Annotated in this window: 23 protein-coding genes; 2 read left to right on the top strand and 21 right to left on the bottom strand. The window is 55.2% G+C overall.

Features of this window, described 5'->3' with window-relative positions; all coding sequences use genetic code 11:
* The 13 genes from rplN to QMP16_RS20280 form a co-directional block, all read right to left on the bottom strand.
* Nucleotides 1–369, bottom strand: a complete 369-nt coding sequence (gene rplN, locus QMP16_RS20340; RefSeq protein WP_008757934.1) for a 50S ribosomal protein L14 — start codon at nt 367–369, stop codon at nt 1–3.
* Between the two features lie 76 nt (nt 370–445).
* A complete protein-coding gene (rpsQ, locus tag QMP16_RS20335; RefSeq protein WP_058272371.1) occupies nt 446–676 on the bottom strand; it encodes a 30S ribosomal protein S17 in 231 nt (76 codons plus the stop codon).
* Between the two features lie 4 nt (nt 677–680).
* Nucleotides 681–887: a 50S ribosomal protein L29 gene (gene rpmC, locus QMP16_RS20330; protein ID WP_037311745.1), complete on the bottom strand. Its 207-nt coding sequence runs from the start codon at nt 885–887 to the stop codon at nt 681–683.
* A 193-nt stretch (nt 888–1,080) separates the two neighbouring features.
* A complete protein-coding gene (locus tag QMP16_RS20325; protein ID WP_282153871.1) occupies nt 1,081–1,299 on the bottom strand; it encodes a hypothetical protein in 219 nt (72 codons plus the stop codon).
* Between the two features lie 184 nt (nt 1,300–1,483).
* On the bottom strand, nt 1,484–1,690 hold the full coding sequence (locus tag QMP16_RS20320; protein WP_010437077.1) for a cold-shock protein: 207 nt from the start codon (nt 1,688–1,690) through the stop codon (nt 1,484–1,486).
* Nucleotides 1,691–1,947: 257 nt separating this feature from the next.
* Complete coding sequence (locus tag QMP16_RS20315; RefSeq protein ID WP_282153921.1) at nt 1,948–2,568, bottom strand: 2OG-Fe(II) oxygenase family protein; 621 nt, start codon at nt 2,566–2,568, stop codon at nt 1,948–1,950.
* A gap of 49 nt (nt 2,569–2,617) precedes the next feature.
* The gene (locus QMP16_RS20310; RefSeq protein WP_058272369.1) at nt 2,618–3,166 is read right to left on the bottom strand and encodes an amino acid synthesis family protein; all 549 of its coding nucleotides are present in this window, start codon (nt 3,164–3,166) and stop codon (nt 2,618–2,620) included.
* A gap of 162 nt (nt 3,167–3,328) precedes the next feature.
* Nucleotides 3,329–3,742, bottom strand: coding sequence for a 50S ribosomal protein L16 (rplP, locus tag QMP16_RS20305; RefSeq protein ID WP_058272368.1), 414 nt, complete (start codon nt 3,740–3,742; stop codon nt 3,329–3,331).
* Nucleotides 3,743–3,754: 12 nt separating this feature from the next.
* Complete coding sequence (gene rpsC / locus QMP16_RS20300; RefSeq protein ID WP_058272367.1) at nt 3,755–4,465, bottom strand: 30S ribosomal protein S3; 711 nt, start codon at nt 4,463–4,465, stop codon at nt 3,755–3,757.
* Nucleotides 4,465–4,845 carry a 50S ribosomal protein L22 gene (gene rplV / locus QMP16_RS20295; RefSeq protein ID WP_039538267.1) on the bottom strand — a complete coding sequence of 127 codons (381 nt, stop codon included), beginning with the start codon at nt 4,843–4,845 and terminating at the stop codon, nt 4,465–4,467. Before rplV ends, rpsC begins: the two co-directional genes overlap by 1 nt.
* Nucleotides 4,846–4,848: 3 nt before the next feature.
* Entirely contained in the window at nt 4,849–5,127 is a 279-nt protein-coding gene (rpsS, locus tag QMP16_RS20290) for a 30S ribosomal protein S19 (RefSeq protein ID WP_010437056.1), read from the bottom strand.
* Between the two features lie 3 nt (nt 5,128–5,130).
* Nucleotides 5,131–5,973: a 50S ribosomal protein L2 gene (rplB, locus tag QMP16_RS20285; RefSeq protein ID WP_008757664.1), complete on the bottom strand. Its 843-nt coding sequence runs from the start codon at nt 5,971–5,973 to the stop codon at nt 5,131–5,133.
* Nucleotides 5,974–6,239: 266 nt separating this feature from the next.
* Nucleotides 6,240–6,812, bottom strand: coding sequence for a TetR/AcrR family transcriptional regulator (locus QMP16_RS20280; protein ID WP_282153870.1), 573 nt, complete (start codon nt 6,810–6,812; stop codon nt 6,240–6,242).
* Nucleotides 6,813–6,958: 146 nt separating this feature from the next.
* Between QMP16_RS20280 and QMP16_RS20275 the strand changes: the two genes are divergently transcribed.
* Nucleotides 6,959–8,098: an MBL fold metallo-hydrolase gene (locus QMP16_RS20275; protein ID WP_282153869.1), complete on the top strand. Its 1,140-nt coding sequence runs from the start codon at nt 6,959–6,961 to the stop codon at nt 8,096–8,098.
* A gap of 189 nt (nt 8,099–8,287) precedes the next feature.
* Here the strand turns inward: QMP16_RS20275 and QMP16_RS20270 are convergent, their stop codons facing one another.
* The 7 genes from QMP16_RS20270 to rpsJ form a co-directional block, all read right to left on the bottom strand.
* Nucleotides 8,288–8,464 carry a hypothetical protein gene (locus QMP16_RS20270; protein WP_050605905.1) on the bottom strand — a complete coding sequence of 59 codons (177 nt, stop codon included), beginning with the start codon at nt 8,462–8,464 and terminating at the stop codon, nt 8,288–8,290.
* 243 nt (nt 8,465–8,707) lie between these two features.
* Complete coding sequence (locus tag QMP16_RS20265; protein WP_282153868.1) at nt 8,708–9,742, bottom strand: fatty acid desaturase; 1,035 nt, start codon at nt 9,740–9,742, stop codon at nt 8,708–8,710.
* Between the two features lie 272 nt (nt 9,743–10,014).
* Nucleotides 10,015–11,025, bottom strand: a complete 1,011-nt coding sequence (locus QMP16_RS20260; RefSeq protein ID WP_282153867.1) for an aldose epimerase family protein — start codon at nt 11,023–11,025, stop codon at nt 10,015–10,017.
* Between the two features lie 135 nt (nt 11,026–11,160).
* A complete protein-coding gene (locus QMP16_RS20255; protein ID WP_058272362.1) occupies nt 11,161–11,457 on the bottom strand; it encodes a 50S ribosomal protein L23 in 297 nt (98 codons plus the stop codon).
* The gene (gene rplD / locus QMP16_RS20250) at nt 11,454–12,071 is read right to left on the bottom strand and encodes a 50S ribosomal protein L4 (protein ID WP_050605826.1); all 618 of its coding nucleotides are present in this window, start codon (nt 12,069–12,071) and stop codon (nt 11,454–11,456) included. Before rplD ends, QMP16_RS20255 begins: the two co-directional genes overlap by 4 nt.
* Nucleotides 12,068–12,793, bottom strand: coding sequence for a 50S ribosomal protein L3 (rplC, locus tag QMP16_RS20245; RefSeq protein ID WP_058272361.1), 726 nt, complete (start codon nt 12,791–12,793; stop codon nt 12,068–12,070). Before rplC ends, rplD begins: the two co-directional genes overlap by 4 nt.
* Before the next feature lie 18 nt (nt 12,794–12,811).
* The gene (gene rpsJ, locus QMP16_RS20240) at nt 12,812–13,126 is read right to left on the bottom strand and encodes a 30S ribosomal protein S10 (RefSeq protein ID WP_008756422.1); all 315 of its coding nucleotides are present in this window, start codon (nt 13,124–13,126) and stop codon (nt 12,812–12,814) included.
* A gap of 391 nt (nt 13,127–13,517) precedes the next feature.
* Here rpsJ and QMP16_RS20235 point away from each other — a divergent pair, with 391 nt between their 5' ends.
* Nucleotides 13,518–14,108, top strand: coding sequence for a hypothetical protein (locus QMP16_RS20235; RefSeq protein WP_282153866.1), 591 nt, complete (start codon nt 13,518–13,520; stop codon nt 14,106–14,108).
* A 608-nt stretch (nt 14,109–14,716) separates the two neighbouring features.
* Here QMP16_RS20235 and QMP16_RS20230 read toward each other — a convergent pair.
* Nucleotides 14,717–14,793: hypothetical protein (locus QMP16_RS20230; RefSeq protein ID WP_211198660.1), on the bottom strand; the 77-nt coding region annotated here is incomplete at its 5' end.

Raw genomic sequence — 14,793 nt, 5'->3', positions numbered from 1 at the left:
TTACAGCACCTCCGGAGCGAGCGAGATGATTTTCATGAAGTTCTTGCCACGCAGTTCACGAACAACCGGGCCAAAGATACGTGTACCTACGGGCTCGTTGTTGTTGTTCAGGATGACGGCGGCGTTGCGATCAAAACGGATCGCGGTGCCGTCTTCGCGACGGACTTCTTTGGCGGTGCGTACGACGACGGCCTTACGGACGTCACCTTTCTTTACGCGGCCGCGCGGGATGGCTTCCTTCACCGAGACGACAATGATGTCGCCGACGGAGGCGTATTTACGCTTGGAACCACCCAGGACCTTGATGCACTGAACTCGGCGTGCGCCGGAGTTGTCAGCGACATCCAGATTGGTCTGCATCTGGATCATGTGGTTTCTCCCGACCTGTGGGGGCTGGTCTGGTTAGATCCCCCAGGGTTTCGACAAATGGAAAAATCCTGAAAGCTTACGCTTCCAGAACTTCCCAACGTTTCGTCTTCGATTTCGGCGCGCATTCGATGATGCGAACAGAGTCACCGACCTTGAAGGCGTTCTTTTCATCGTGAGCCCGGTATTTCTTGGACTTACGGATGGTTTTCTTCAGAACCGGATGCGTAAAGCGGCGCTCGACGGACACGGTTACGGTTTGTGCGTTGGCATCGCTGGTTACGGTGCCGGACAGGATACGCTTGGGCATAGGATTACTCCTCCGATGCCGCAGCAGCGGCCTTTTCGTTCAGAATGGTTTTGACGCGGGCAGCGTTGCGGCGGGCCGCTTTGATGCCGGCGGTGCTTTCCAGCTGACCGGTTGCCTGTTGAAAGCGCAGGTTAAAGCTTTCTTTCTTCAGGTTGGCCAGTTCCTCGCGGAGCTGGTCCGGGGTCTTGTCACGCAGTTCTTGGGCGTTCATCGCCTTTTTCCTTTGCTCAAAACACCAGAAGGCCCCTTACAGGGTCACCTTTGACCTGGTGGATGAATGATAGACATACGAATCCCCCGACTCGGCCGGGGGAACGCAAGATGCCGCTCTATAGGGGGTTCAGCAGTGGGTGGCAAGGGAAAGTTTGGCGCATGAGAATTCAAGCAAACTAGCCATGTACAAACTATATTTGCTTGCAGGCTTCCAAAGCTTGAAGCAGGACATAAAACGTTGCGCTGATCGTCACCGCCGAAACAACCAATTCAACCGGGGTGATGTTTCGCATTCCGCGCAATCCTATGATCGCCAGAATACTCTCTCTCACGTTCCAACCCGTTCGATAAAGTATCAGCAGAAACAGCACCAACACGCCCCCCCAAAATACTGGAGTAGCAGTTTCCATGGCCTGCTTGAGACACGGGTTTATACCACTTGTTGTCAAAGCTAACTCCGATCACTTCCTTCGCGGCGATCTTCATCAGTGCGTCGCAGTGCAGTCAATGCAATTTCGACACTACCTTCCACAAACGCAAAACGCGGCCTCGTTTGCACGAGACCGCGTCTTCAACTGTCTAAGTCTAAGTGACTTACGCCAGAGCGATGTTCACAGCCGACTCGCGACCGTCACGGCCGGGCTCGATGTCGAATGTTACTTTCTGGTCGTCGGCCAGGCCGGTCAGACCCGAGCGCTCAACAGCAGAGATGTGTACAAACACGTCTTTGCCACCGGTCTCCGGTGCGATGAAGCCAAAACCTTTAGTTGTGTTGAACCATTTTACGGTGCCATTGGCCATATCCGTAGTCTCCTATTAAATTGCTGTCCGCGGAATTGCGACAGCGCGGCGTTGTAGGTCTGGATCGAGAGACTGAACGCCGAAGATTCGGGAGACAGTGGTCGAAAAAGAAAAACGTAAGCGTGCCTCACATGGTTCATGACGACACATATTGCAAGGTTTTTCGACAACTCGAAGTGAAAAGTGATTGGCGGGGGCGCCGCCCATTCGTCCCGCAATCGCTACATTAGTACAATTGCTGTGTCGTGACCCGCGGCTCACTCCCACTTGTAGTTAAAGCTGACACTGATGCGCTCATCCTCAGCCATATTCATTGGCACCTCATGTCGCAGCCAGCTTTCCCACAGCAAGACATCTCCCACCTGCGGCTTCATATAGATGAACGGCTGCAAATCCCGCCGCCCGCCCTTTAGCCGCGTCGGTGCCGCCATCATGCGGGCTGAGCGGGGGTCTTCCAGTTTCAGCGCGCTCGCCCCTTCGGGCATCGCCACATAGGTCGTGCCGGAAATCACGCTGTGCGGGTGCAGGTGGCTGGAGTGCATTCCGCCTTCAGGGAGAATGTTGATCCACAGGTCTTCGAGCTTCAATTCGCCCTCGCCAAGATCGAACTCCAGATCCTTGGCAAAGGCTGCAACGTGCAGATCCAACGCCTTGACCAAATCGGCAAAGATCGGGAACCGCCAGGGCAGATCGGTCAGCGAGGCATAGCTGGTGTAGCCGGGATAGCCGTTTTCTTCGCACCATTCCTGCCCGGCCTCATCATCCTCGGCGATGACAAGACAAGAGTTTTCCATTTCCTCGGGATCGATCTTGGGATCGAATTCGGAAAGTGCTGCGCGATAAAGACGAGTAACGAAGAGTGATTCAATCTGTGCCATGGGCCGGGCATAGCCCAAGCCCTGACCCAAGACCAGCCCCAGCCAGCCTTCAGTTTTTGACCGGTCCCGAACCGCAGCGCGGGATCGGGCGTCCGCCATCTGCGTAGGCCAGACACATGACGATCTCGTCCGGTTTCGGCGCATCCGGAATATTCAAAGTCATGGTATCGAAATGGTCAAAGGACCACGGGTTGTCCTTGTGCCCAAGCGGCAGATCGATTGAGCATCCCGGTGCCCCGAGCTTGGCATTAGACGGAATGACAGCTTCGCCCCCACCCGCTGTAGCACGCATAGGAGCGCCAAGTTTCGGGTGGATCAGTGCGCCGCCTTGTTCGAGATCGCCATTCGCGCCAACAATCGCTGCTTTACCATACGAAATCGGAGACCCGTCGAGTTGAGAAACAGCCTCGGCCGCGAGGTCAGCGCCGAGCGCACCTCCTATTTCAAACAGCTCGGACAAGTCTTCCGAAAATTCACCGGCGAGTGGGTTCTGTATGACCGCCAAAGCTGCAACACGGCAGACCGGAGCACATAGTTGCCCCAATTGGTCGGTGGTTATAATCTCTTTGATGAATACCTTCTTGCGCAGCTGAAACATATGACCCTCCCATTCACAATTGTCAGCCTATGGGGGCCATGGACAATCGTCGACTTCTTTCACGAAACGATGGGATGGATCACAATAGGCTGACGAAAAAGAAAACCCCCGCCGGTGTCCCGACGGGGGTTAACTTGTTACGAAGGGCTTTCGCCCAATCGCTTACCAGTCTTCGCGGATCACTACGCGGGTCTTGATCGGCAGTTTCATCGCGGCCAGGCGCAGGGCCTCACGTGCGATGTCGTCATTGACGCCGTCGATCTCGAACATCACGCGGCCAGGCTTGACTTTGCATGCCCAGCGGTCGACCGAACCTTTACCTTTACCCATACGAACTTCGATCGGCTTTGCAGTGACCGGGGTGTCGGGGAAGATGCGGATCCAGACACGGCCCTGACGCTTCATGTGACGCGTCATGGCACGACGTGCAGCTTCGATCTGGCGTGCAGTTACACGCTCAGGCTCAAGAGCTTTCAGACCATAGGTGCCAAAGTTCAGATCAGAGCCGCCTTTGGCTTCACCCTTGATCCGGCCTTTGTGCATCTTGCGGAATTTAGTACGCTTTGGTTGAAGCATATCTTTCCCTCCTTAGCGACGACCGCCACCAGCACCACGAGGTGCAGGGCCGTCCTGGAGTTCCTGTGCTTTACGGTCACGTGCCTGCGGATCGTGCTCCATGATCTCACCTTTGAAGATCCAGACCTTGATCCCGATGATCCCGTAAGGAGTCATCGCTTCGGCTTGTGCGTAATCGATGTCGGCGCGCAGCGTGTGCAGAGGCACACGGCCTTCGCGGTACCACTCGGTCCGTGCGATTTCGGCGCCGCCCAGACGGCCAGCGACGTTCACCCGGATACCCAGAGAGCCCATGCGCATGGCGTTCTGAACCGAGCGCTTCATTGCGCGACGGAACGAAACACGACGTTCCAGCTGCTGAGCGATAGACTCGGCAACCAGCTGCGCGTCAAGCTCAGGCTTGCGCACTTCGACGATGTTCAGGTGCAGTTCGCTGTCAGTCATGTGAGCAAGCTTTTTGCGCAGAACTTCAATGTCTGCACCTTTCTTGCCGATGATGACACCGGGACGCGCGGTGTGGATCGTAACGCGGCACTTCTTGTGCGGACGTTCGATGATCACACGGGCAATACCGGCCTGCTTGCACTCTTTGTTGATGAACTCACGGATCTTGAGGTCTTCCAGCAGAAGATCACCGTAGTCCTTGGTGTCGGCGTACCAGCGGCTGTCCCAGGTGCGGTTCACCTGCAGGCGCATGCCGATCGGATTTACTTTATGACCCATTAGGCTTGCTCCTCAACTTGACGCACCTTGATGGTGATCTCCGAGAACGGCTTCATAATCTTGCCGAACCGACCACGGGCACGCGGGCGACCGCGCTTCATGACCAGGTTCTTGCCAACCCATGCTTCGGCGACGATCAGCTCGTCAACGTCCAGGTTGTGGTTGTTCTCGGCGTTGGCGATTGCGGACTGCAGGCACTTCTTGACGTCCTGCGCGACACGCTTGTTCGAGAAAGTCAGGTCGGTCAGAGCCTTCTCAACTTTCTTGCCGCGGATCATTTGCGCAACCAGGTTCAGTTTCTGCGGGCTAGTGCGAAGCATGCGTGTTTTCGCCATTGCTTCGTTTTCAGCCACGCGGCGGGGGTTCTTTTCCTTGCCCATGACTTACTTCCGCTTCGCTTTTTTGTCAGCGGCGTGACCGTAATAGGTACGAGTTGGCGAATACTCACCGAACTTCTGACCGATCATGTCTTCCGAGACGTTGACGGGGATATGCTTATGGCCGTTGTACACACCAAAGGTCAGACCCACGAACTGGGGCAGAATGGTGGAACGACGCGACCAAATCTTGATGACTTCGTTGCGGCCCGACTCGCGCGCTGCTTCGGCTTTTTTGAGCACATAAGCATCGACGAAAGGACCCTTCCAAACAGAGCGAGACATAGATTAACGTCCCTTCTTCTTGGCGTGCCGCGAGCGGATGATCAGCTTCTGGGACGCTTTGTTCTTGTTGCGGGTACGCTTACCCTTGGTGTCCTTACCCCATGGAGTAACCGGTGTACGGCCACCCGAGGTACGACCTTCACCACCACCGTGCGGGTGATCGATCGGGTTCATTGCAACACCACGAACCGACGGACGCACGCCTTTGTGGCGCATACGACCGGCTTTACCGAGGTTTTGGTTGCTGTTGTCGGGGTTGGACACGGCACCGACGGTGGCCATGCATTCCTGACGGACCATGCGCAGCTCGCCCGAGCTCAGACGGATCTGAGCGTAGCCGCCATCGCGACCAACGAACTGAGCGTAAGTACCAGCCGCACGTGCGATCTGACCGCCTTTACCAGGCTTCATCTCGATGTTGTGGACGATGGTACCGATGGGCATGCCCGAGAACGGCATTGCGTTGCCCGGCTTGATGTCAGCCTTGGCGGATGCCACGACTTTGTCACCAACAGCCAGACGCTGCGGAGCCAGGATATATGCCTGCTCGCCGTCTTCGTATTTTACCAGTGCGATGAATGCGGTCCGGTTCGGGTCATATTCGATCCGTTCGACGGTTGCCGCGACATCAAATTTATTCCGTTTGAAGTCAACGATCCGGTAGAGACGCTTTGCGCCACCGCCGCGGCGGCGTGAAGTGATCCGTCCGGTGTTGTTCCGGCCGCCCGATTTGGTCAAACCCTCAGTGAGAGACTTGACCGGACGTCCTTTCCAAAGCTCCGAACGGTCGATCAGCACCAGCCCGCGCTGGCCCGGCGTCGTCGGCTTGTACGACTTGAGTGCCATGCTTTCTGTCTTCCGTTTAGCAAGTGCGGGGATTTCCCCGCTATGTGATAGGCCCCCGTAGGTGCCAAAGGTATAGGGCCCCGAAGGTCCCCGGTTTCAAATATCATAGGCCCCGGAACGAATCCGAGGCCGTAAGATTGGGTGCGTTTAGCAGTGTTGGGGGTGGGTGTCTATAGAAATCAAAAACATTATGTATGTGTCTCACTCCCCCTTTATTCCCTGGTCGAAGGAGTGCCTTTAGAACCTCTTGTTGGTTCGTATACCAATTAGCGTTTTTTAGTGAGAAATTCATGCCTCAGGAGTGTTTCGCTTGCTGAATCGTACGTGCTTTGGGGCGTGTACACAGACCGGCGCGCGCTGACAAAAACAAGAAACAGCCTAACCCGCATTTCCAGCTCGGCCCCCTCAAATCCAATAGCCTCAAAAACTCCCTTCACAAACTCATATCGCCTGCGATCGACTTCTTTCAGGGCTTCCGCCACGACGGGGTCCTGAGCCGCCCAGGATCGGAAAGCGATATCAAATTGATCAAGTCCTTCAGCCTCGACATATTGCGTTAACGATAACAGGCGCTCTGAAGGTGAAGCCTCGGACGAATTGACATCGTTGATGACCGACTCCGTAAACTCCTTGGACCAGTAGTCGATCAGCGCCCGAACAAACTCATCACGGTTTTTGAAGTGGTGATAAAAACTGCCCTTCGTCACGCCAAGGTTTTTGACGAGAGAGTCGATTCGCAGCCGGGCACCCCCCTCTGTCGCAAGGACATTAAGGGCTGTTTCTAACCATCTTTCACGGTCATATCGAGGAAGAGGCGGGGATTTTTCAGCGTCGCGCATGCCCTTTTTTTAAGCCAAAATTGCGTTCCGTCAAGGCGTACATACCAAAAAGTACTTTACAGACCATTAAGTATGTAACATACCAAAAGGTACCCAATATACATATTCGAATGGTTGAGGTTTTCAGACCTAAAGGGGGATGTACGATGCCTAAGAAACTTTTATCAGCAACGCTCGCGACAGCTTGCGTCATTGCCGCAACTGCAACTGCGCAAACCTGGGAAGAAAATCTTGCGGCCGGTGCTGCAACAACAGAGCAGAACCATCTCAATGTGCCGTTCACGCAAATGAAGAATATGAAGACGGCCTTCAGTTCGCCCGGAAACTGGCCAATATTTGAGAACCGAGGGCCACTAGATCGTTCGCCTACGGACAAGCCGTCCAAAGTTCTGGTCATGGGAAGCGGCGACCCGAATCCCAACCCCTACCGTTATGGCCCGGCTCTGGCGGTAATCGTAAACGACTATCCCTATTTCATAGACGCTGGAGAAGGCTGGTGGCGCGCACTGGGTAAATCGGTTCAATCTCAGGACGCAATGGATCTGGCAACGATCATGAACGTCCCGAACATCAAGTACATGTTCCTGACCCACCTGCACGAAGATCATACCGTTGGATTGCCGTCTTTCATTTTGAATCCGTTCAAATTCGGGTCGAACCTGGCCGTCGTCGACAAGAAAGTTTACGGCCCCGCCGGTGTCGACGAGATGATGGCCAGCATCAACGACGCATGGCGTATTGACCGCAACGAAATGGCACAAGGGTCGACAGTGCAGAAATTCGACGGCGCAACCGCAGTTGGGGTGCCAGTCTGGCCACATGTTGACGTCAACGGACGTAAGATTTTCGAAGATGACAATGTTCTGGTCGAAGCCTTCCCAACAGCGCACGGGTTTTTAGAGAATACCCACGCCTACAGGTTTACGACCAAACCCGACGGCCGTGTTCTCGTCTTTGGCGGTGACGGGCACTACTCGGAAGGCCTGGTGAATGCAGCCAAAGATGCTGACTTGCTATTTATCGAGGGCATTACCCGCAAGAATATCAAGTACGCACCTTGGGGCGGTGACTCCGAGGAAGAAAAAGTGAAGGTCATCGGCGCCTACCACATGTTCCCCAGCGACATGAAGAAGTTACAAGATGACAGCGGCGTCAAAGGAATCGTCATGGTTCATGTTCAGAACTACAACAGCCCTGAAGACTTTGACCGGCTCAGCGTTCTGCAAGAGATGATCGACGAAGGCGTGGTCAACATCCTGCAGGCTTCGGACGGCGACCTCTACTAAACACGATCAGCGTGCCAAAAACAGCTTGGTACCAATCCTCACAAAGTAAGGCCCCTGCTAGCGCTGGGGCCTTTGTCGCTCCCAAAACGAATCGACCTGAGACCGCTGGACACGTCGATGTGTGCTCCCCTCTTCGAGGGGCACATATCTATTTGAAGTCTTTCCGCTTGCCCAACCGGCCTCGCACAATCACTTCTTGTCGCGCGCGGCCTTCTCTTCTTTGGTCAGTTTGGCGTTCCAGACATTCTTGCTCAAACCCAGCTCTGCAGGCGCGGGTTTGGTCTTGCCGACGCTGACTTTGCCTCCTTTATCCAGGAACTCCTGAATAAGGGCCTCATCTGTTGTTTCTTTGGGGACATGTTTCATACATGTATGCCTATCTGCTCTGTGCACTCGAAGCAACGGCAGCTTCACAGAGCTAATCTGACAGAGCACGTTCAGAACAGACATTCAAATAGCAAAAGACCCCCGCTTGCGTGGGGGCTTTCATCTTTTTCCAAGGCAGTTGTGATCGGAGGCCGGTGGGCACGTGGATGGTGTTACCCTCTTCCAGGGTCACCTGTGCTTGCTTGACGCTTTCCCGTTGTGTTCCACCCAGCGGAACACCCCTCACCCATACAGCGCACGCGCCTCAGCGAAGGACAACAAACGGCGGTTATTTTCGTCCCACAGGTGCAACCGCGCGTTGGCGAGGCTCTCACGGATGGTCATCTTGTTGCTGTTGGCCAGCTCATCATGGTCGCGCAGCACTTCGGTCAGGCGATAGAACGGGATGCGGCTGTACAGGTGGTGCACGTGGTGAATGCCGATATTGGCGCTGAACCACTGCAGCACGGATGGCAGGATGTAATGCGAGCTGCCGTGCAAGGCAGCCTCATGCAGTTGCCAGTCCTTATCAGCGTCCCAATGCGTATCCTCGAACTGGTGCTGTACGTAAAACAGCCACACGCCCGCAGTCGCGGCAATCAGGGTCGAGGGCAGAAAGATCAGCAGCACCGGCATCAGGCCGCCAAAGTAATAGACGGCCACGAGGGCAGCCAGAATGGCAAGATTGGTGCCCATCGCGCTGATCCAGAACCTGATGCTGCCCGTCAAACCCAGCGGGACGCGGTTCTGGAACAGAAACAGATAGCCGGGGCCAAGGACAAACAGTGTAATTGGGTTGCGATAAACGCGATACCAGAACCGGTTCATGGGCGTCTTTGACCGGTACTCGGCGACTGTCAAAGTGTGGATATCGCCCATTCCCCGTTTGTCCAAATTGCCCGAGCTGTTGTGATGGTTGGAATGCGTGCGGCGCCAGACGTCATAAGGCGTCAGGGTCAATACACCGATGACGCGCCCAACCCAGTCGCTGACCGACCGGTTCTTGAAGAACGCTCCGTGCCCGCAATCATGCTGGATCGCGAACAAGCGCAGCAGGAAGGCCGCGTTGAGAACGGCAATCGCAAAAGCCAACCAATAGCTGACTGAAAGCGACATCCAGGACAGCGCCCATAGCACGAAAAAGGGGACAATGCTGATACCCAGCTCAAATGAGCTGCGCCACTGGTTTGGCTCGCGGTATTTGGCAAGTGTCGTAACCCAATCCCGCGCGGCGGTCACATCCGGTTTGTCCGGGGTCGAGAGATAGGGTTTTGTCATACGCCTGCCATGTCACTTATGTTTGTAGAAACCGCATAGACTACCGATCCGGCATAGCAAGCGAATTCTGGCTGAGGCGAATGTGTCGCGCTCATTTTCTCTGGTGTTGTTGCTCAAGAAAACCTCCGCTTTCGCGGGGACCCTCACGCTTATCCGTAGGCGGATCCGATCAGAGATAGGTGCTCACATCGATAGTGTAACCCTCTGCCTAGATCAAAAATGCTTTTTTGTCCCTTTTCCAGCGACCCAACTGGCCATGGAACCGCCTGACCTTAAACCTCGCTCTGAAACACGTATCGCGAAACATGGCGATAGGTTTGATCCTTGCGCAATACCGCACTTGGAAACCCTTGCTGGTTGATTGAATCGGGCCAGACCTGTGGTTCCAAAGCGACGCCAGAATAGGGGCCGTAGGGTTGACCACCCAAGCCAATGCGTGGACCTTCATCCAAAGACGCACCGGAATAGACCTGCAAACCCGGCTCGGTCGTCTCGAGCTGCATCGTCAGACCCGAGAACAGACCGGTCAGCGTCGCCACAGGACGACAAGGCAGACGCTGATCGGACAGGCAGAAATTGTGATCGTATGCCCAGCCCCCCAAAGGTCGCGGTGACCGCAGATCAAAGGGCGTGCCCTCAACGCTAAGCGCTTCGCCTGTGGGAATGAGGTCCCCGTCAACAGGGGTGTAGTGTTCTGCGCGCACCATTAGTTCGTGCTGGCGGATGTCTGCGCCGCCGTCGAGGTTGAAGTAGATATGCGGGGTCAGATTGCAGAGGCTTGCCGACGTTGTCCGCGCTTCCATTTCGATACTCAATGTAGCCTCCGCCTCGACTCGGAAGGTCACCGTCACTTCCAAGTCGCCGCCAAAGCCCATATGGCCATCAGGCAGGGTCAGCTGCAAAGTGACCGCGCCCGGTGTAACGCTGGAAATTTCCCAGACCAAACAATCCATACCTTGCGTTCCGCCGTGCAACGTATGAGTGCCCAAATAATTGCGATCCAGCTGGCAGTTTGCACCATCCAAACTGTATGACGCGCGCGCGATCCGATTGGCACAACGGCCCACCATGGCTCCTAGGTAAGCAGTGCTGTCTTCATAGCCTGCGATCTCTGGCCACCCCAATATCAGAGGATGCTCAAAACCCTGCAAACGCAGATCCTGCAGCGTTGCGCCATAGGTCAGGATACGCGCAGAAAGCGTCCCCTGCCCGATATCGATGCTTCTGACGATCTGACCATCCCGGGTTTTCCCGAAATCGCGAACCTGCTGTTCAGCCTGCATATCACCCGTCTCACTGCCTAGAGGTCACTGTGCACAGGTCCGGGCCAAGTTCAACGCGGCCAGATGAGCTGCGCCAACAAAAAAGGCCCCTGCATCAGCAGGGGCCCCATGTTTTTTCCCAAAGAACGAGTCCGATCAGAGACCGGTGCTTACGTCGATGGTGTTACCCTCTTCCAGGGTCACATATGCTTTTTTGACGTCTTTCCGCTTGCCCAACTGGCCGCGGAACCGCTTGACTTTGCCTTTGGTGATGGTGGTGTTGACCGCCTTCACCTTGACACCAAACAGCGATTCAACCGCTTCTTTGATCTGCGGTTTGTTGCTGTCGATCGCCACTTCAAAGACAATCGCGCCGTTCTCGGACGCCATGGTCGACTTTTCAGTGATGATCGGCTTGCGGATCACGTCGTAGTGTTCTGCCTTCGCGCTCATTTCAGACGAGCCTCCAGTGCTTCGACAGCCGCTTTGGTGAGCACCAGAGTGTCACGCTTGAGGATGTCATAAACGTTTGCACCCATCGACGGCAGGATATCCAGACCTTCGATGTTGCGCGACGCCTTCAGGAAACCTTCGTTCACGGTCGCCCCGTCGATGACCAGAGCGCGCTTCCAGCCCAGGTTTGCAACCTGTTTGGCCAGTGCAGCGGTCTTGCCTTCGGCTTCGGCGTTTTCGATCACAACCAGTTCACCAGCTGCCATTTTGGCAGACAGCGCGTGGCGCAGACCGAGTTTACGGAACTTCTTCGGCAGGTCGTGACCATGCGAACGCACGACCGGACCCTTGTAAACGCCACCACCCCGGAAGATCGGTGCCGAGCGAGCGCCGTGGCGTGCGCCACCGGTGCCTTTTTGGCGATAGATCTTCTTGGTCGAGTAGGACACTTCCGAACGGGTCTTGACCTTGTGGGTGCCAGCCTGCGCGTTGTTGCGCTGCCAACGGACCACACGGTGCAGGATGTCCGCGCGCGGCTCGAGGCCGAACAGATCGGCGTCCAGCTCGATGTTGCCGGCTTTGCCGCCGTCCAGTTTGATTACATCAAGTTTCATGCTTCACCACCTTCCGCGGGAGCTTCTTCCGCAGGTGCTTCAGTTGCAGCACCTTTTACGGCTGCCGGGAAAGGCAGGCCTTCCGGTGCTTTCTTCTTGACGGCGTCCTTGACGGTAACCCAGCCCGATTTTGGTCCGGGAACGGCGCCTTTGATGAAGACCAGACCACGGTCGGCGTCGGTTTTGACGACTTCCAGGTTCTGGGTGGTTACACGGGCAGCACCCATGTGACCGGCCATCTTTTTGCCTTTGAAAACCTTGCCCGGATCCTGACACTGGCCAGTCGAACCGTGCGAACGGTGGCTGATCGAAACACCGTGCGAGGCGCGAAGACCACCGAAGTTGTGGCGCTTCATTGCACCGGCAAAGCCTTTACCGATCGAGGTACCCGAAACGTCAACCTTCTGACCTTCCAGGAAGTGTTCTGCCGAAATCTCGGCGCCCACTTCGATCAGGCCATCTTCAGAGACGCGGAACTCGGCCAGCTTACGCTTAGGCTCGACCTTTGCAGCGGCATAGTGACCGCGCATAGCCTTCGAGGTGCGTTTTGCCTTGGCAGCACCTGCGCCCAGCTGAACGGCGGTGTAGCCGTCTTTGTCAGCGGTACGCTGTGCAACGACCTGCAGGCCGTCCAGGTGAAGAACGGTCACAGGGATCTGCTTGCCGTCTTCCATGAACAGGCGGGTCATGCCTACTTTTTTTGCGATAATACCAGAGCGCATAATCTATACCCTCCGATCTTACGACTGCAGCTTGATCTCGACGTCCACACCAGCGGCGAGGTCGAGCTTCATCAGCGCGTCAACGGTCTGGGGGGTCGGATCAACGATGTCGAGCAGACGCTTGTGCGTGCGGATCTCGAACTGGTCGCGGGATTTCTTGTCAACGTGAGGGCCACGGAGAACCGTGAACTTCTCGATCTTGTTCGGCAGCGGGATCGGGCCGCGCACGTTCGCGCCGGTCCGCTTGGCAGTGTTGACGATCTCTTGCGTGCTGGCATCCAGAACGCGATAGTCAAATGCCTTCAGCCGAATACGGATGTTTTGGCTTTGCATAATAACAGCCTTTTATCAGGCGTTGAGGTTGAGAGGAGGACAAGCGCGCATCGCCAACCCTCTTCGAACCCAAAAGGCGGGAATCACCCCGCCTCGATTTTCTTGTAGAGAACTCGCGCGATTTACAGGGGTTGGTGGGGTTTGGCAAGGGGGAAGCGATAGAAACATACTCGCCAAAACAAACAAGCACCAATGATCCCCGGAGCCTTCAACCCACGATTGAATGATACGTTGATTTATCCGCGTGGTTGGTCATTCTATGAGCGACGTTTTCTGCTCAGAACACTTGTGAAGTGTTCCACTTTGTTAGGACTACTAAAGCTTTGGAAAGCTTAGATTCATTACGCTCGTTTTAGCCCTTTGGTATCTTGTAGCTTTTGTATTCGCGGTCGTGATTGTCGTGGGCTTGTTTCGAAGAAAACGAGGGACGTTTTTCTTCATCAGTTGCACAATTCTATCCATCTACCTTCTGCTTGTGGAGGCGAACTTCTACAAGTATGGCGAACTCCGCAGTTGGGTGCGTGAGGGGGATGAGGATCGAACCGCCTTGCGCGGCGGCGAATTCTGGGATTTCGACCCTCGAGAAATCTCATCCATTCACCTTGATTGGCCTTTAAAGAACTGGCGTGGGCAAATGCAGCTTAACTGCCCCGATGCCAATTCCAGTTGCGGACGCGCACCAATGCTAGCTCATCCTGCGAGTGGCGTGCAGCTTGAAATTGGGCAGGACCCCGTTCGCAATGCTCGGTTGCTGGTTGGTGATCCAATATTTTTCACAGATAACCCCTATCTGGTTTCGATTGTAGAACTGGTGCCGCGAGACTTCGCTGCGAGGGGCATTTGTATGTTGGCAACTCCGGTCTCGGAACCGACAGCTTCCCTTCGCTATCGTTTCTCGACTAGAAAATCTCATAGAATTGATGATTGGCATTGGATGAGTGAATGGCGCCTAGAGACATCCGATGGTGAGTTGATTGATTGAATAACCACTACGTCCAACCTGAGAGGTGCAAATGAGTTCCTCTTACCAGCTAAACGAAATGCGCTTTCAAGGAGTATCAGAGAATTCGATGACGGCCCTATTGTCGCTCTTCGAGATTGGCTTGCAGGTATAGAACGATCCGAAAACATCTTGGATATGTTTAAGCATAAGCGTGAGTGGGAAAATGATGTGCGGCGAGAAGTGCCACTGAGCAACGGTTTTCTAATCGAAGGCTTGGCAATTTCCAGTGTTAGTTGAGAAGTGTTGCGATTGTCATGCACGCAATGGGACGTGGCTAGCCTCGAATTGAGAAACGCAACAACACAACGCTTACGAGCTGCTCTGAGCCGATCGCCTAAAGTCGATTTCTTGCGGGCATGTGGGCGATCTTCTTGCACTCCTGATCCATTCGGCATGGAAGATCCAACCAAGTTCAAGTCCGCCCATCCGAGTGTACAACTACCGCCGGTTGATTGATGCGTAGTACCAAGGACCCGCTGTGATAAGAAAAAGGCCGCCCCGATATGGGGCGGCCTTCTTTAGTTCAACCGAGTGGGCTCTCACTGCTCTTTCAGAGCAACTGCCGCCCACCAGTCGGCAAAGCCAACTTACTCGACGATTTTCGACACGACGCCGGCGCCGACGGTGCGGCCGCCTTCGCGGATGGCGAAACGCAGGCCGTTTT

The sequence above is a fragment of the Ruegeria atlantica genome, assembly GCF_947495585.1.
GTDB lineage: Bacteria > Pseudomonadota > Alphaproteobacteria > Rhodobacterales > Rhodobacteraceae > Ruegeria > Ruegeria atlantica_G.
This window is presented reverse-complemented; position numbering and strand designations above follow the sequence as displayed.